A 17,296-nucleotide genomic window follows, 5' to 3' on the forward strand; every position below is an offset into this window, starting at 1 on the left:
AGGATCTGGGTGCGGGGTGCCGACCGTCGTCCACGGGACTACCGTTTACGCATGAGCGTGCGGGAGCCGTCCGAACTGGGTGTCGACACCGAGGTGGGTGCGCTGCGGTCGGTGCTCCTGCATCGCCCCGGCGACGAGCTACGGCGTCTCACTCCCCGCAACAACGATCAACTGCTGTTCGACGGTCTGCCCTGGGTGGATCGTGCGCAGGACGAGCACGACGCGTTCGCGGACGTCCTACGCGGCCGCGGCATCGAGGTGCTGCTCGTGTCCGACCTGCTCACCGAGACCCTCACGACCAGCGGCGCCGCCCGGATGCAGGGCATCTCGGCTGCTGTCGACCCCCGCAAACTCGGGCACGTCCTGGCGCAGGACCTGGCGGCGCACCTGCGCGGCGTCCCGGCCGCCGAGCTGTCGACGATCCTCACGTCCGGGATGACGTTCGACGAGTTGCCGATCGGGACCGGTGCGGCCACCCCGTCGCTCGTGCGGCTGATGCACCACGGCGCGGACTTCGTGATCGACCCGTTGCCGAACCTGCTGTTCACGCGGGATTCGTCGTTCTGGATCGGCGGCCGGGTCGCGATCACATCGCTCGCACTGCCGGCGCGGGTGCGTGAGGCGTCACTGACCGACCTGATCTACGCGCACCATCCGCGGTTTCGTGGGGTGCGGCGGGCCTACGAGTCCCACACCGCCCCCGTCGAGGGCGGCGACGTCCTGCTGCTCGCGCCGGGGGTCATCGCGGTCGGGGTGGGGGAGCGGACCACCCCGGCAGGTGCGGAGGCGTTGGCGCGCAGCGTGTTCGAGGACGAGCTGGCGCACACCGTCCTGGCTGTACCGATCGAGCAGCGGCGCGCGTCGATGCACCTCGACACCGTACTGACGATGGTCGACTCGGATGCCGTCGTGATGTATCCCGCGGTGCGGGACACCTTGTCGGCGTTCACTATTCGACGTGAGGACGGCGTCGTCGGGATCGGGGGACCGGAACCGTTCCTGGACGCCGCGGCGGCCGCGATGGGGATCGGCAAGCTACGGGTGATCGACACCGGGTTGGATCATGTGACCGCAGAACGTGAGCAGTGGGACGACGGCAACAACACCCTCGCGCTGGCCCCCGGCGTCGTGGTTGCCTACGAGCGCAACGTCGAGACGAACGCGCGGATGGAGGCGGCAGGCATCGAGGTGTTGCGCATCTCCGGGTCCGAGCTGGGGTCGGGTCGGGGCGGACCGCGCTGCATGTCGTGTCCGCTCGCGCGCGGTCCGCTGGACTGACCGGGAACTAGAGGATCTCGCGCACCTTCTCGTACGGCCGCGCCAGGACGGTGCCGCGGTCGGTGACGACGATCGGCCGCTCGATGAGGATCGGGTTGTCGACCATCGCGTCGAGCAGTTCGTCCTCGGACGCCTCGGCCAGCCCCAGTTCCTTGTACAGCGCCTCCTTCTTGCGGATCGCCTCGCTCGGGCGCAGGCCCGCGTCGTCGAGCAGCTTGCGCAGGCCGTCGCGGGACGGCGGCGTCTCGAGGTACTTGACGACGGTCGGCTCGATGCCGGCCTCCTCGATGAGCTTCAACGTGTTCCGCGACGTGCTGCAGCGGGGATTGTGATAAATCGTTGCGGTCTTCGCCATGAGAGCCATTCTGCACGGGGACAATGGCAGGGAACGCGTATGCATGTCGAATCCGAGTCGAATCGAATGCGAGGAGTCCGCAATGACAGGTCGACGCATCGTCATCGCCGGAGGGCACGGCAAGATCTCCCGGCACCTGACCAAACTGCTCACCGCATCGGGAGACCGCGCGGTGGCGCTGATCCGAAATCCCGACCACGAGGGGCCGGTGCGCGCGCTGGGCGCCCTGCCGGAGATCGTCGATCTGGAACAGGCGACGGCCGACCAGGTCGCCGAGTTGCTGCACGACGCCGATGCGGTCGTGTTCGCCGCGGGCGCGGGTCCGGGCAGCGGTGTCGCACGAAAGGACACCGTCGACCGCGGTGCGGCGGTTCTCCTGGCCGACGCCGCCGAACTGGCCGGTGTCAGACGGTTCGTCCAGATCAGCTCGTTCGGTGCGGGCGAGCCCGTGCCTCCGGGTACGGACGAGGTCTTCGCTGCGTATCTGGCGGCGAAGACGGCCGCCGAGGACGACCTCCGGCGGCGGGAGGGGCTGGACTGGACGATCCTGCGACCCGGCGGGCTCACCGACGACGACCCGACCGGGGAGGTGACGCTCACCGACCCGCCGCTCGAACGCGGCACCGTTCCGCGCGCCGATGTCGCGGCGGTGATCGCGGCGTTGCTGGAGCCCGGTGCGGACGGCCGCGCACCTCGGGCGGTCGGCCGCACGTTGATGCTGACGAATGGCTCGATTCCGATCAGGGACGCTGTAGCCGCGTTACCGTGAGTTCAACCAGCGTGAACGGCCGCAGGGCGATGAAAGGGATGCAGTGGACATCGAGATCGACCACGACTCGACGACGCCGCCGTTCGAGCAGCTGCGGGTGCGCATCCTCGAACTCGTGCGGAACGAGGAGTTGGTGGCCGGCGCCAAGATTCCGACGGTCCGCAAGCTCGCGTCCGATCTGGGCATAGCGCCGAACACGGTGGCCCGCACCTACCGTGAGCTCGAACAGCTCGGCGTCATCGAAACCCGCGGACGGCTCGGTTCGTTCATCGCGGCATCCGGGGATCCGACGCGGACGAAGGCGCAGCAGGCAGCCACGGAGTACGTCGCAGCCATTCGCCGCATGGGGATTTCCGACACCGATGCCGCGGCGTTCGTGGCGACGGCGCTGAGGGGGGCGTGACCCGGTTTGGTTGACGCTTCAACTTAAACCTGTCAGAGTGGGACTACCCGAGAGCGCGTGATCCTGTTCTTCTCGCGCGTCCCACCACCTCCGAGGACCCTCATGAATTCCACCGCATTCCGCGACGCCACCCTGCTCATCGCCCGGATCGGCATCGGTGTCATCTTCATCGCCCACGGCTGGCAGAAGTTCTTCGACTGGGGCATCGACGGCACGCAGGCCGCGTTCGCGGGCATGGACATCCCGCTCGCCGACGTCTCCGCCATCGCGGCCGCCACCATCGAACTGGTCGGCGGTATCGCGCTGCTCATCGGCTTCGCAACCCGCATCGCCGGTGTGCTGCTGTTCCTGGACATGGCCGGGGCGTTCTTCCTCGTCCACGCCGACAAGGGAATCTTCGTCGGCGACGGCGGCTTCGAACTGGTCCTCGCGCTCGGTGTCGCGTCGCTGCTGATCGCGGGTGTCGGCGCCGGGCGGCTCAGCGTCGACGCGGTGGTCGGCAAGAACTCGCGGGGCGTGCTGTCCGCCGGTTGATCCGTCTACTACAGGCACCCGGGACGTCGCCACGACGCCCGGGTGCTTGCTTTTGCCGGTCCGGGTGAGCACCGTGTGAGGAATGGCAGGCGCACGCGAGCTGTCCGGGACCGATCGTGTGGTGTTCGGCGTGGCCGCGAGCGCCGTCGCCGCCATCGTCGTATGGGGGCTCGTAGCCCCCGACAACCTCGAATCGGTCACCGGCGCCATGCTCGAGTGGCTCGTCACCAACCTGGGCTGGCTGTTCGTCATCGCCGCCTCCGGGTTCGTGATCTTCACCCTGTGGCTCGCCGCGAGCCGGTACGGGCGCATCCCGCTCGGCAAGGACGGTGAGAAACCCGAGTTCACCACCGTCAGCTGGATCGCGATGATGTTCAGCGCCGGCATGGGCATCGGATTGATGTTCTTCGGTGTGGCCGAACCGCTGGCCCACTTCGTCGATCCGCCGCCGGGGACCGACGGCGGAGTCGGAACGGCCATGGCCACCACGATGTTCCACTGGAGCCTGCACCCGTGGTCCATCTACGCGGTGATGGGTCTGGCCATCGCGTACGGCACCTACCGGCGGGGCCGACCGCAGCTGATCAGTGCGGCCTTCTTCCCGCTGCTGGGCAGGCGGAGCGACGGGCCGATCGGCCGCGTCATCGACATCCTCGCGATCTTCGCCACGATGTTCGGCACCGCCGCGTCCTCGGACTGGGCGCCCTGCAGATCGGATCCGGGCTCGAGGTGGTCGGCTGGATGGGCGAGGTCGGCACGCTGCTGCTCGTCGCGGTGGTCGCCGTCCTCACTCTCGCGTTCGTCGCGTCGGCGGTGTCCGGGGTCGCGAAGGGAATCCAGTGGCTCTCCAACACCAACATGGTGCTGGCGCTGATCCTCGCGGTGTTCGTGTTCGTCCTCGGGCCGACCGTCCTGATCCTCAACCTGATCCCGACGACCATCGGTAACTACGCCGCCGACCTCGCCGCGATGTCCGCCCGCACCGCGGCGTCGAGCAATCCCGAGACGGCGGAGTGGCTGTCGTCGTGGACGATCTTCTACTGGGCGTGGTGGATCTCCTGGACCCCGTTCGTCGGGATGTTCCTCGCCCGGATCAGCCGCGGTCGCAGTATCCGGCAGTTCGTCGTGGGGGTGATCCTGATCCCCAGCCTGGTCAGTCTGCTGTGGTTCGCGGTGTTCGGCGGTGCCGGAATCAACGAACAACGCGAAGGCATCGACCTCGCCGGCCGCGACACCACCGAGAGTCAACTGTTCGGGATGCTCGAGAACCTGCCGCTCTTCGGCATCACGACGGTCCTCGTGATGGTCCTGGTCGCGATCTTCTTCGTCTCCGGGGCGGACGCCGCCTCGATGGTGATGGGCACCCTGTCGCAGCGCGGTTCGCTCGCGCCCGCGCGCTGGGTGGTCGTCTTCTGGGGCATGCTCACCGGTGGTGTCGCCGCGTTGATCCTCTGGACCGGGGGCGCCGACGCGCTGAACGGACTGCAGACCATGACGATCATCGCCGCCGCGCCCTTCGTGATCGTGATGATCGGGCTGTGCATCTCGCTGTACCGGGACCTGGCCCGCGATCCGCTGATCCTCGCCGAACGGCAGGAACGGCGACTGTCGGTGCGGGCCCGTCGGCGCTGGACCTGACCGCCCGGCCGTCAGGACCGATCGACGACCATCGACAGCACCTGCGGAAGTGGCGTCCAATCCGTGGACACGACGCTCGCCGAACGCGCCGCGAGTTCCGTGACGCGCCCGCGCGCGGCGTCCTCGGCCGGCGCGACCGGGTCGAGTGCCGGTGCCACGTTGTGGGCATCGGTCATCACCACCAGGTACCCGTTGTCCCGGTACCAGCGCATGTCGATCCCGTCGGCGGCGAAAGCGCTCGCGTCACCGTCGAACACGACGAACCACGGCCGCAGATCCGCGTCGTACCGGGCCACGCGGGGATCGCCGGGCTGCGCCTTGTGGACCGCCGGGAACGCGGTCGCCAGGCCCAGGCCGCCGACGCGTGCCAGGTCGCGCAGGTGGGTCGCGTACGCCCGGTCGGTCCACCAGTGGTCGAGGGGGTTCACTTCCTGCACGGTGCCGGGGATCAGCTCGAACAGGAACTTGCCGCTCAGTTCGCTGCGGTCCGGCCAGCCGCCGGTGCGGACGGCGTCGTCGAGGGTCGTCGATCCGGCTCGGTCGGCGAGGTCCGCCGGCCCGAACACCGCGTCGCCGAGATGGCTGCGCACCAGGGCGTCGAACTCTCGGGGACCCCGGCCCAGCGGCGCGGTGAAGCCGTCCTTCATCTCGACCTTGACCATGACCGGCGGATGCGCGGGGTTCGCGTCGTGCCACGCGCGCAGATCTGCGAGACAGCCACCGAGGAACTGGTCGCGCGGGCCGGTCCGCAGCTGTGCCGCCGACGTCGCGCCCGCACAGTTGTTGTCGTTGCCCACCGGATTCGAGTGCGACACGCGCCAATCCGGTCCGACGGCGTTGGTCCACACGTCGAGTTCGATCATGCCCGTGCCGGCGTCCAACGCGTCCGCGAGGAACGCGTAGCGATGCTTCTCGAACGTGTTGTGCACACCCACCGACGTGACGTCGGAGTATCGCGGGTGGCTCGCCTGGCCGGAATCCGCCTGCGCGATCGGTGCGGCAGCCGGAAACAGCATGGCGACAACGGCAAACACGGTCCCGGCGAGGGATATCCGAAACCTGGACATTCGGTGCACACTACCGATCCGTGCGCGTGTGCGGACGTCATTTGCGGGAACGAAGAATCCGGAGGTCAGCGCCAGCTCGGCAGCCACAGCTGCTGCTGCCACAACTCCGGGCTGATCGGCACGGCCGTCAGGATCGGCCACAGCCACACGAAGTTCGCGACCACCAGGCCCAGGTACAGACAGACCGCGAGCAGTCCGGTGCCGCGGCGTTCGGCGGAATCCTTCGCGGTGCCGAGGATCTCGCCGAGTATCAGGGCGATCGCCATGACGAGGAACGGTGCGAGCGCCACCGCGTAGAAGTAGTACATCTGCCGGTCCAGGGTGACGAACCAGGGCAGGAACGCGGCCGCGTAGCCGGTGAGCACCGTCGCGTACCGCCAGTCGCGGCTCACGAACGTCCGCCACATCGCCCACGCGAGAACAGGCAGCGCGAGCCACCACATCGCGGGGGTGCCGATCAGCATGACGGCCTTGACACACGTCGGGCCACCGCAGCCGGACACCTGCTCGCCCTCGGCGTAGTAGTAGAGCATCGGCCGCAGGCCCATCGGCCACGTCCACGGCTTCGACTCCCACGGATGGTGATTGCCCGCCGAATTCGTCAGTCCCGAATGGAACTCGAGGACCTTGGCGCTGTAGTACCAGAGCGATCGCAGCGCATCGGGCACGAACGAGAACGTGCTGCCCGTGCCGATCTGATTGCCCGTCGCGTGCCGGTCCACGCCGGTCTCGCTCGCGAACCACGCCCAGTACGTCGCGAGATACACGCCGATCGGGACGACCACCAGCGCATAGAGAGACGGGCCGATATCGCGGACCGCCGTCCCGACCCACGGCCGACGAACCCCGTACGCGCGCCGGGCCGAGACGTCGAACGCCACGCAGAGCAGGCCGAAGAAGGCGATGATGTAGAGCCCGGACCACTTGGTGCCGCACGCGAGTCCGAGCATGATCCCCGCTCCGAACCGCCACCAGCGCACCCCGAGACGAGGACCGAGGTCGCTGACACCGATCCGGCCCTCCGCCCGCACCCGGGCCATCCGCTCGCGCACCTGGTCGCGGTCGACCACAAGGCAGCCGAGGGCCGCGACGGTGAACAGGGCCAAAAAGATGTCGAGCATGCCGAGTCGGGACGACACGAACGACACGCCGTCGACGATCATCAGGAGGCCGGCGATCGCGCCGACCAGTGTGGAGCGGGCCATGCGCCGCACGATCCGGACCACGAGCAGCACCAGGATCGTTCCGGCGACCGCCGACGCGAACCGCCATCCCCACGCGTTGTAGCCGAAGATCGCCTCGCCCAACGCGATCAGCTGTTTGCCGACGGGGGGATGCACGACCAGGCCGTAACCGGGGTTGTCTTCGATGCCGCCGCCGGTGAGGACCTGCCAGCCCTGGGGCACGTAGTGCTTCTCGTCGAACACGGGCGTGCCGGCGTCGGTCGGGTAGTTCAGCATCGTGAACCGGGTGATCGCCGCGAGCGCGGTGATCACCAGCGACACGACCCAACCCCGCAGTCGATCCGTCGGACCGAAGTCCGGGTCCGGCGCGAGCGGCGCCGGACTCACGGAGCGGACACTGCCGGACGGCGGCGTGGGGCGCTCGTCCGTCAGTTGGGTCACGGGTCGATCGTAGGCTGTCTCCCATGACTGGTCGCCTCGTCCTTGCCGCAACTCCGATGGGCGACGTCGGTGACGCCTCCGAACGACTGCGCGGGGCGCTCGGCTCCGCCGACGTCGTCGCAGCGGAGGACACACGACGGACCAAGTCGTTGGCCTCCGCGCTGGGAGTCACGATCACCGGTCGGGTGGTCAGTTTCTACGACCAGGTCGAGGTCACCCGGCTGCCTGCGCTCGTTGCCGACATCGAGGAGGGGAAGACGGTCCTGCTGGTGACCGACGCCGGCATGCCGTCGGTCAGCGACCCCGGCTACCGACTGGTGGCGGCGTGCGTCGAGAAGGACCTGCCGGTGACGTGTCTGCCGGGTCCCTCCGCCGTCACCACCGCGCTCGCGTTGTCCGGGTTGCCGGTGGAACGGTTCTGCTTCGACGGGTTCCCGCCGCGCAAGCAGGGACAGCGACGCACGTGGTTCGAAGGACTCCGCACCGAGGCTCGCGCGTGCGTCTTCTTCGAGGCGCCGCACCGACTGGCCGCGTGTCTGGCCGACGCCGTGGCGGTGCTCGGCGGCGAGCGCCGGGCGGCGGTGTGCCGCGAACTGACCAAGACGTACGAGGAGGTTCGTCGCGGCACCCTCGCCGAACTCGCGGAATGGGCGATCGACGGCGCGCGTGGTGAGATCACCGTCGTTCTGGAGGGTGCACAGCCGGTGTCGGCGGATCCGGAGGACCTCGTCGCGGAGGTGGAACGGCTCGTCGCCGACGGGATCCGACTCAAGGATGCGTGCGCGCAGGTCGCCGCGGAGACGTCGCCGGGAGTGTCGAAGCGAGAGTTGTACGAGACGGTGCTCGCGGCCCGGCGGGACTGAGTCCTACCGCCGGTCACGCGGGGTGAGGAATCCGAGCTGCCCCCGCCGACCCCCGACGGGCCCTTACCTGTGGGTGGGAGCTTCGACCGAAGTCGAAGTCCCACCCGACAGGGTCGCGGCCGCATCGGCGGGGGCCGCACCCAACAGCACCATCAGGCCCACTGTTGCGCCGATGATCAGACCTGCGGCGATTGCAGGCGGCGTCTTCGCCGTCAATCTCGTCGCTCGTTCGATCATCTCGCGCTCCTTCACCGTGGCGTGCACCGGCAGGGACTACCCCTCGTCAAACTCAGCCCCAACCGGCGACCGCGCCGCCGGCGCAGGGCCGTTGTGCGTCGATGTCGACTTTGCCCCGCTTCGCCCTACAGGAAAACCGAAGGGTCCGCATTTGGGGCTATCATCGCAGTTCGCGGGTGGTGAGGAATTAATCCGCAGCGGAATTCCGCAGGCCCGCGGAAGCGGCAAACAGGTCGAATAGGTGGAAGCGGTCGGGGACCGAGGGAGGGTGCACGGGCGATGACGTCCGAGACGGGACAGACGCCGGACGCGGAGCGGTCCGGTGCGCAGGCACGGCTGTTCTTCGCCGACCAGCTGCGTTTGTTGTTCGCGACCGCGGGCGGCCCCCCGCTCAAGAAGGTCGTCACGGAGGCATCCACCCTGACGCGGTCGTTGGGGGGCGACAAGCCCGCTTCCGTCCAGCGCGTGAGCGACTGGCGTTCGGGCAAACGAATGCCCGCCACGTTCGAATCCGTGCGCCCGGTGCTGGCGGTGCTGATCCGGATGGCCCGACCACTCCACGGGGGACCGCCGCCGACCGACGGGCTCTTCTCGATGCGTCAGTGGGAGACGTGGTGGCGTAGCGCGAACGCGGTCCAGCAAGGACGCGCGACCGGCGCCGGCACCGAGTCGTCGGCGCCCGCCCTGCCCGCCGGTGTGCGTCCCTACCGCGGTCTGGCGCCGTACCGCGAGAAGGACGAGCGGCTGTTCTTCGGTCGCCGCCACAGCGTGAGTGCACTCGTCGGGGCGGTGCTGTCGGCACAGGGCCAGGGACTGGTCGTCGTCACCGGGGCCTCGGGTGTCGGCAAATCGTCGTTCGTACAAGCGGGGCTGATCCCGGAGTTGCGGGGTCACGATCGCGAGGGCGGCAGGGCCACCTTCGCGCCGGTGGTCTTCACGCCCGGCGCCCATCCACTCGCGGCACTGGTCACCGCGGTTCCGGAGCTCGGCGACTGGGGGGAGGAGCCGGACCACCAGCACATCGAGTCCGCGCTCGCGCGAGCCGCGGTTCGGATGCAGGCGAACCAGCTTCTTCTCGTCGTCGACCAGATCGAGGAACTCTTCACGCAGTGCGCGGATCCGGGCGAGCGGGCGCGGTTCCTCACGATTCTGGACTTCGCGGCCACTGCTCGTGCCGGCGCGGAGCCGTCCGAGACCGCGTCGGTGGTCGCGACGATGCGTTCCGACTTCTACGCTCAGGCGCTCGCCTACCCGGTGCTCGCACGAGCACTGGAACAGCGCAGCAAGGCGGTGTCGCCGCTGCTGCGGGAAGACGTCGTCGAGGTCATCACCCAGCCGGCGCGGATGATCGGGCTCAAACTGGAGCCGGGACTGGTCGACCTGATCCTCAACGACCTCGGGGTGCTGACCGCCGGTGAGGGCAGCGGCACCGTCCTGCCACTCGTCTCGCACCTGCTCGACACGATGTGGGAGCGGCGGCGTGGTGGTCAGCTGACGATCGCGAACTACCGGGCCACCGGGGGAGTGTTGGGCTCGATCGCCGCGGCCGCCGAGCGCGCCTGGGGACAGCTCGACGAACAGGGCCGCGTCCTGGCGCGGGCGATGATGGTCCACCTCGTGTACGTCACGAGTACCGGCACCGACGTCAAGATCCGACGGACCCTGAGCCAGCTCGTGGCGTTCGAGAGCAACGACACCGGGGCCGCGCGGCGCGTCATCGACCACTTCGTCAACGCGCGGGTCCTCGTGGTCGACGGCGACGATGTCGAGCTCATCCACGACGCGGTCATCGACACGTGGCCCCGGCTCAAGACCTGGATCCAGGAGGACCGGTCGTACTCGGCGCTGCGGCAGCAGGTCGAGACCGATGCGGTGCACTGGGAGCACGCCGACCGCAATCACAGTCTGCTCTACCACCGTGGTCGTCTCGACCTGCTGGCCGAACACGCGGCCAACCGGGCGGACAGCGCCGCCGCTGCGGAAGCCGGTGGGATCGCGGCGGTCGCGGCGTCGTTGACGCCCGCGGCCGAGGACTTCCTCGAGTCGTCGGAACGGCAGGTCCGTCGACAGGCGTGGATGCAGCGGACCGTGATGGCCGCGCTCGCGTTCTCCACCGTCGTCGCCATCGTGATGGGTGCGATGGCGCTCGGGGCGAAGTCCCGTGCCGAGAACGAGCGCAGCACCGCCCAGTTCCAGCAGGTGGTGGCGTTGGCGGATGCCCTGCGGGACACCGATCCGACGACTGCGGCGCAGTTGTCCCTCGCGGCCTGGCAGATGCGGCCCGACAACGCCGACGCGTTCACCCGACTGGTCGCGACGGAGAACACGCCGATCTCCCGGGCCCTGCCCGGTCACGCCGGTCCGATCTACGGAGTCGCGATCTCGTCCGACGGGCGCACACTGGCCACCGCGAGCGACGATCGATCGGTGCGGCTGTGGGACTTCACCGATCGCTCTGCGCCGGTGCAGCTCGGCGCCGAACTCACCGGGCCCGAGCAGTACATGTCGTCGGTGTCGTTCAGCCGCGACGGCCGGCTCCTCGCGGCGGGCAGCGGTGACGGCACCATGTGGATCTGGGACGTCAGCGACCGCGCGGCGCCGCGGCCCCTGGTCTCGGGACTGCGAACCGCGCCGGGTGCCGTGCACAACGTGCGCTTCAGTCCCGACGGTCGGCTCCTCGCGGCGCCGCACGACGACGGCACCGTCACCCTCTTCGACACGTCGGCGCCGGATTCCGGACAGTTCCCGGCGTGGACCCTGCGGGGGCATTCCGGCGCCGTGCGGACGGTGTCGTTCCGCGACAACGCGGTGCTCGCGACGTCGAGCGACGACCGCACCGTCAAGGTGTGGGACATCGCCGATCCCGCCAAACCGGTCCAGCTGGGGGCCGAGCTGTCGGGCTTCGACGACGTCGTGCACTCGGTGGCCTTCAGCCCGGACGGCCGAAATCTCGCGGCCAGCAGTGACGACGGGCTGATCCGGATGTTCGATGCGACCGACATCGCCGCGATCCGTCCGGTCGGCGCTCCCGTCCAGGCGCACACCGGTGGCATCTGGACCATCGCCTTCGCGGCCGACGGCGGAACACTCGCGAGCGCGTCGTGGGACGGGACGACGAAGTTGTGGTCGGTGGACCCGAGCACCCGGACTCTCCACGAGCTGCGGCCCGCGCTGAGCGGGAACGGCGGCGGGGTCCCGGCGCTGGCGCTGTCGCCGGACGGCGGCACGATCATCACCGGCGGACAGGATTCGCTGGTGCGGGTGTGGACGCTGCCGGGCGGCACGGTCCCGGTGTCGGACTCGTCGATGACGTTGCCGTCGATGAATCGTGACGGATCACTGCTCGCCACCGCGGGATACGACTCGGCGGTGCGGCTGTGGTCGGTGGACCGGCACGGTCAGATCGAGCGGGCGGGGACGATCGACGTGCCGCGCCCGTTGGGCGGTGCCAACGTCGCGGTGCTCTCTCCGGACGGTCGGGTCCTCGCGACCACGCAGACCGCGGGCGGGCGCGTCCAGCTGTGGGACGTGCAGAACCCGGCGCGGCCGGTGCCGATGGGCCCGCCGATCGCGACGGCGACCCGTTTCACGTGGGAAATGGCGTTCAGCCCCGACGGCCGGACCCTCGCGATCGGGGACGACGACTTCCGGGTCGCGTTGTGGAACATCCAGGATCCGTATGCCCCCGTGCTGCGGGGGCCGAGCCTGCCGGGCCCCCACAACCTGGTGCGCAGCGCGGTGTTCAGTCCGAGCGGTGACGTCCTCGTCGTGGCCAGTGCCGACGGCGAGATCCATGCGTGGGATGTCACCGATCCGTCGGTGCCGCAGTCTCGTCCGGTCGGCGAGGGCGGTCACGACGGCGGCGTGAACTCGCTCTCGTTCAGTCCGGACGGCTCCACGTTGGTCACCGCGAGCGACGACCACACCCTGCTGCTGTGGGACAGGAACGCCGAGGGTGGGTTCAACCCGCGCGGCACGGCGATGAGTGGGCACACCGGGACGGTCTACAGCGTCGCGTTCAGCGCGGACGGTACGCACGTCGTCAGCGGCAGCGACGACGGTTCGGTCCGGCTGTGGAGCGTGGACGGGGACAACGGCGGCGAGGCGGTCGGTGGTCCGCTCACGACGATCGGAACGGGTCGCTGGCAGGTCAACTTCCTGCCGCACTCGTCCATCGTGGTCGCGGGTGGAGGCGACGGTGTGCTCCGCACGTGGCGACTCGACGCGGACGCGGTGACCGAGCGGATCTGTTCGGCTACTTCGGAACTGACTCAGGACCGGCCGGCACACTTCGAGATGCCGGAGTCCGGTCGGGGTGCGTGCGCGACGTCGTGAGCGTGACGATGCTCGCGGCCTTGTCGAGGCATTCCTGCCATTCGGCGTCGGGATCGGAGTCGATGGTGATGCCGCCGCCCACTCCCAGTCCGACGCCGCCGGTCGCGTCGAACTCGACGGTGCGGATCGCGACGTTCAGTTCGAGCCCGGCGATCGGGCTGTGCATGCCGACCGTGCCGCAGTAGACGCCGCGGGGTTCGGGTTCCCAGCCGCGGAGTAGTTGTCGGGCAGAGTGTTTGGGGCAGCCGGTGACGGAGGCCGGGGGGAAGGCCGCGTCGAGCAGTTCGGGGGTGCCGACCGTCTCGGGCAGGGCGGCCGACACCGTCGAGACCAGGTGCCACACGCCGGGCGCCGGCTTGACCCGCAACAGGTCGGTGACCCGTACCGAGCCCGGCTCGGCCACCCGGCCCAGGTCGTTGCGGACCAGGTCGACGATCATCACGTTCTCGGCGACATCCTTGACCGAACGGCGAAGCGCGGCAGGGTCTTCGCTCAGCGGGAGGGTGCCCTTGATGGGGCTCGACGTGACGGTGCCCGAGCGGCGGGACAGGAACAGTTCCGGTGACAGCGACGCGACAGCGCCCCACGTTCCCTCGACGAACGCGGCCCGGCTGGGTCGCGTCTGGTCGACGGCGTCGGCGAAGAAGTCCACGGGGGCACCTGAACTCGTCCCGTGGAATCGCGCGCACACGCACGCCTGGTAGACGTCACCGCGCGCGATGGCGTCGAGGCAGGCCTCGACGCCGTGGCGGTGCGCGCGCCGATCCGGGTCGATCCAGTCGATCTGCCACGGCTGCGGTTGCGCGACGGGCTCACGCACCGCCGCGGTCAGGTCGTCGGGGCAGGACAGGTCGGTGAGGCTCTCGAACCACCAGCATCCCGAGGTGTCCAGCCGCAGAACGTGATCCGTCCAGCCACCGGCGGCCGCCGGCAACGCGCCCGATCGGTCCGGGTAGGCGCGGTAGCCGATCCAGCCGCCGCCGATCAGCAGACCGTCGGGTACGGGTGTTTCACGTGAGACGGACGCCGGGAACGTGAATGCGTCGTCGGGCCGACACGAACTCGCGTGCACGCTGGGTGCGATCACGGCGGCGGCGTCGAACCAGCTGCCGATCAGGCCGGCCGGCGGTGGAAGCTGCCGCGTGACAGCCCGCCGAGCCAATGCGCGGAACACGGCGGCGGCGGTGCCGCCGCTTCCGAGTCGCTCGATCCGCATTGGTCCAGCTTTCCATGGGGCCGTGCCTCAGACGACATCGGTCCGCGGTGATCTGTATCCGGTCGGCACCGGGGGTGTGGGCGGTGCCTCATCGCGCGATCGCCCGGTCTGCGGGCGACAACGAGGCGTCGTCGGCGGCGGACTGTCCGGCATACCAGCCGTCGGCATCGACGGATCTGCTCCGCGATGCCTTGGTGCTCGGGAACAGGCGCTCGAACTCGGCGTCGACGGCCTCCGATCGCGCGGCGAGGACGGGCAGCAGGTCGTCGATGCGCACGTCGGCGTCGACCGCGGCCTCGGCGGTGGCCCGGCTGTCGGTCTCCTTGAGTCGCTGCCCGATGCGGACCGCGAACCCGAACAGGAATGCCTTGCGGAAGGACGTGGTGCGCGAGCCCCTGAAATTGTCAGCGTCGTCAGCGTCGCGCGCACCCGCCGACTGCATCGCCCGGGTGGCCTGGATCAGCAGGGACGTGAACAGCAGGTCGACCTGCTCGAGGTTGAGCGGGCTGCCGACGACGGTCGCGATCGCGAACCTGTCGAACCACACCGTCCGCGACCGGTTGGCCTCGCCGATCGCGGTGAGGAGGTGGACCTTTTCTCGGACATACGGGTTGTCGAGGTGGATGCGGCGGCTCGAGACCGCGGTATTCGCACCGTCGGTCGGCCCGGTTCCCTGCAGCAGGGCCGAGTTGATCGCGTACCGGGTCATGAGGGCCTGGGCCTTGGCGGTGAACGTCTCGGCCTCCTCGACGAAATCGGTGGCCTCCGCCTTGGCCAGCAACCCGCGGATCCTGTTGAGTACCTTCGGGTCCGCGCACCGTGCGTCGTCCACCACATCCGTGGTCTCGGGTCGGGTGCCGCCACGCGGCCACGTCGACGGCGGATCGCACAGCCGGGTCAGGCGGGGGAGTTCGAGCCACTGCACCGTGAGCGCGACCCACTCGCGCACCCCGATCTGCCAGCCCACCGCGTCCAGCGCCGTCGCGAACTCGTCGGGGTCGCAGTAGGCCGGGAGCCCGGCAGCGAATCGCCCCGCTTCGGATTCGCGGTCGGCGATCTGCTCGAGCTGTGCCCGCCACTCGCGCGGCGCGCGTCCGTCGACGTCCGTCGCGCGTGCCTGGTAGAGCACGGCGGCGGCGGCCGTGGGCACGGCGCCGGAGCCGAGGGCCCGACGCGTCACGTGCATGACGTCCGCGGGCTGCCAGCCGCGCTCGTACGCGTCCGCGAGTGCCGTGATCAGCCCGGCCGCCGACCGCTGCCGTGGAGGCATGCAGTCGCCGGCCAGGCGGTCCTGCGTTCGAAAGTATGTTCTATTGCTCCCCATGGCGTGCAGTGTGCACCAGGGGGCCGACAACTTTCGGTGGGCGCTACTCCTCGACCGTCTCCTCGACGTATCGCGGGAACACGCCGACCGGCTTCGGGAGCGGCGTACCTGCGACGATGCGGGTCTCGAGGTCGGTGAACGTGCGCGCTTCGGGCGTCTGCCCCAGGAGGTCGAGGATCTTCTCGGCCGAGCCCGGCATCACCGGCTGGACGAGGATGCCGACGATGCGGACCACTTCGAGGGTGACGTACAGGACCGTGGCCATCCGAGCAGGATCGGTCTTGCGCAGCACCCACGGTTCCTGCTGTGAGAAGTACCGGTTGGTTTCGCCGAGCACGTGCCAGATCGCCTCGAGCCCGAGGTGCAGCGCCTGCACGTCGAACTCGGCGCGGACCTTCGCGAGCAGCGCGTCGGCCTGCGCGAGCAGCGCACGGTCGTCGTCGGTGAGTTCACCCGGCGTCGGCACCTGGGCATCGCAGTTCTTGGCGACCATCGACAGTGAGCGCTGTGCCAGGTTGCCGAGCTCGTTCGCGAGGTCGGTGTTCATGCGGGTCACGATGGCCTCGTGGCTGTAGCTGCCGTCCTGGCCGTAGGAGATCTCGCGCAGCAGGAAGAAGCGGACCGCGTCGAGGCCGTACTGCTCCACCATCGCGAGCGGGTCGACGACGTTGCCGACAGACTTCGACATCTTCTCGCCCTTGTTGTAGAGGAAGCCGTGCACGAAGACGCGCTGCGGCAGCTCCACACCTGCGGACATCAGGAACGCCGGCCAGTACACGGTGTGGAACCGCGTGATGTCCTTGCCGATGATGTGCAGGTTCGCCGGCCAGTACTTCCGGAACTCGTCCGAATCGGTGTTCGGGAATCCCGCGCCGGTGAGGTAGTTGGTGAGCGCGTCCACCCACACGTACATGACGTGCTCGGGGTCGCCGGGCACCGGCACGCCCCAGTCGAACGTCGTGCGCGAGATGGACAGGTCCTTGAGTCCGCTCTTGACGAAGCTGAGGATCTCGTTGCGGCGGGTGGACGGTGCGATGAAGTCGGGGTTCTCCTCGTAGTGGGCGAGGAGTCGGTCCTGGTACTTCGAGAGGCGGAACGTGTAGTTCGACTCCTCGGTCCACTCGACCGGCGTGCCGGTCTCGGTGGCGATGCGGGTGCCGTCCTCCTGGAGGGTGGTCTCGTCCTCGGAGAAGAACGCCTCGTCGCGCACCGAGTACCAGCCCGAGTACGTGTCGAGGTAGATATCGCCGGACGCCTTCATCCGCTCCCAGATCGCCTCGCTGGCCTCGAGGTGGTCGGCGTCCGTGGTCCGGATGAACCGGTCGTACGAGATGCCCAGGACCTTGTCCATGGTCTGGAAGACATCCGAGTTGCGCGCGGCGAGGTCGCGGACGTCGATGCCTTCCTTGGCCGCAGTCTGCTGCATCTTCAGGCCGTGTTCGTCCGTGCCGGTCATGAAGAACACGTCGAATCCGTCGAGACGCTTGAAGCGCGCGATCGCGTCCGACGAGATGTACTCGTAGGCGTGCCCGATGTGCGGGGCGCCGTTGGGGTACGCGATCGCGGTCGTCAGATAGAACGGGGTCCGGGAGGGCTGGGCAGGCCCGGCCGGCGGAGTAGGCGAGGAAGGCACAGTCATGGTGCGCCTACTC

The 17,296-nt window shown here is 69.2% G+C and carries 13 protein-coding genes and 1 pseudogene; 8 read left to right on the top strand and 6 right to left on the bottom strand.

Annotated features, from left to right (window positions below):
* Nucleotides 1-51: 51 nt before the first annotated feature.
* Nucleotides 52-1,278, top strand: coding sequence for an arginine deiminase (locus tag HUN07_RS07300; RefSeq protein ID WP_174908813.1), 1,227 nt, complete (start codon nt 52-54; stop codon nt 1,276-1,278).
* Between the two features lie 7 nt (nt 1,279-1,285).
* On the opposite strand, the gene arsC is transcribed toward HUN07_RS07300, so the two are convergent.
* Nucleotides 1,286-1,633 carry an arsenate reductase (glutaredoxin) gene (gene arsC / locus HUN07_RS07305; protein WP_174908815.1) on the bottom strand — a complete coding sequence of 116 codons (348 nt, stop codon included), beginning with the start codon at nt 1,631-1,633 and terminating at the stop codon, nt 1,286-1,288.
* 82 nt (nt 1,634-1,715) lie between these two features.
* On the opposite strand from arsC, the gene HUN07_RS07310 reads away from it, so the two are divergent.
* The 4 genes and pseudogenes from HUN07_RS07310 to HUN07_RS07325 all read left to right on the top strand — a co-directional run bounded on the left by HUN07_RS07310 (nt 1,716) and on the right by HUN07_RS07325 (nt 4,977).
* On the top strand, nt 1,716-2,402 hold the full coding sequence (locus tag HUN07_RS07310) for an NAD(P)-binding oxidoreductase (protein WP_114718231.1): 687 nt from the start codon (nt 1,716-1,718) through the stop codon (nt 2,400-2,402).
* A 43-nt stretch (nt 2,403-2,445) separates the two neighbouring features.
* On the top strand, nt 2,446-2,805 hold the full coding sequence (locus tag HUN07_RS07315) for a GntR family transcriptional regulator (protein ID WP_114718232.1): 360 nt from the start codon (nt 2,446-2,448) through the stop codon (nt 2,803-2,805).
* A 102-nt stretch (nt 2,806-2,907) separates the two neighbouring features.
* Nucleotides 2,908-3,339 carry a DoxX family protein gene (locus HUN07_RS07320; RefSeq protein WP_174908817.1) on the top strand — a complete coding sequence of 144 codons (432 nt, stop codon included), beginning with the start codon at nt 2,908-2,910 and terminating at the stop codon, nt 3,337-3,339.
* 82 nt (nt 3,340-3,421) lie between these two features.
* Nucleotides 3,422-4,977 (top strand): annotated as a pseudogene (locus HUN07_RS07325) (BCCT family transporter).
* An 11-nt stretch (nt 4,978-4,988) separates the two neighbouring features.
* Here the strand turns inward: HUN07_RS07325 and HUN07_RS07330 are convergent.
* Together HUN07_RS07330 and HUN07_RS07335 are read right to left on the bottom strand one after the other, a co-directional pair.
* Nucleotides 4,989-6,044 (bottom strand): phosphatidylinositol-specific phospholipase C domain-containing protein, encoded by a 1,056-nt coding sequence (locus tag HUN07_RS07330; protein ID WP_174908819.1) that lies wholly within the window; start codon nt 6,042-6,044, stop codon nt 4,989-4,991.
* 65 nt (nt 6,045-6,109) lie between these two features.
* Nucleotides 6,110-7,669, bottom strand: coding sequence for a dolichyl-phosphate-mannose--protein mannosyltransferase (locus HUN07_RS07335; protein ID WP_114718235.1), 1,560 nt, complete (start codon nt 7,667-7,669; stop codon nt 6,110-6,112).
* Between the two features lie 23 nt (nt 7,670-7,692).
* On the opposite strand from HUN07_RS07335, the gene rsmI reads away from it, so the two are divergent.
* From rsmI to HUN07_RS07350, 3 genes are all read left to right on the top strand, one after another.
* On the top strand, nt 7,693-8,532 hold the full coding sequence (gene rsmI, locus HUN07_RS07340) for a 16S rRNA (cytidine(1402)-2'-O)-methyltransferase (protein WP_114718236.1): 840 nt from the start codon (nt 7,693-7,695) through the stop codon (nt 8,530-8,532).
* Between the two features lie 172 nt (nt 8,533-8,704).
* Nucleotides 8,705-9,010, top strand: coding sequence for a hypothetical protein (locus HUN07_RS07345; RefSeq protein WP_174908820.1), 306 nt, complete (start codon nt 8,705-8,707; stop codon nt 9,008-9,010).
* Between the two features lie 38 nt (nt 9,011-9,048).
* The gene (locus HUN07_RS07350; RefSeq protein WP_174908822.1) at nt 9,049-13,104 is read left to right on the top strand and encodes an nSTAND1 domain-containing NTPase; all 4,056 of its coding nucleotides are present in this window, start codon (nt 9,049-9,051) and stop codon (nt 13,102-13,104) included.
* Here HUN07_RS07350 and HUN07_RS07355 read toward each other — a convergent pair.
* The 3 genes from HUN07_RS07355 to metG form a co-directional block, all read right to left on the bottom strand.
* Entirely contained in the window at nt 13,025-14,320 is a 1,296-nt protein-coding gene (locus HUN07_RS07355) for an aminodeoxychorismate synthase component I (protein ID WP_114718238.1), read from the bottom strand. The genes HUN07_RS07350 and HUN07_RS07355 overlap by 80 nt on opposite strands.
* A gap of 88 nt (nt 14,321-14,408) precedes the next feature.
* Nucleotides 14,409-15,644 (bottom strand): DUF2786 domain-containing protein, encoded by a 1,236-nt coding sequence (locus HUN07_RS07360; RefSeq protein ID WP_174908824.1) that lies wholly within the window; start codon nt 15,642-15,644, stop codon nt 14,409-14,411.
* 43 nt (nt 15,645-15,687) lie between these two features.
* Entirely contained in the window at nt 15,688-17,283 is a 1,596-nt protein-coding gene (metG, locus tag HUN07_RS07365; protein ID WP_174908826.1) for a methionine--tRNA ligase, read from the bottom strand.
* Nucleotides 17,284-17,296: the final 13 nt, after the last annotated feature.

Origin of the sequence: Rhodococcus sp. W8901 (assembly GCF_013348805.1) — a bacterium.
In the GTDB taxonomy this organism is placed as follows: domain Bacteria; phylum Actinomycetota; class Actinomycetes; order Mycobacteriales; family Mycobacteriaceae; genus Prescottella.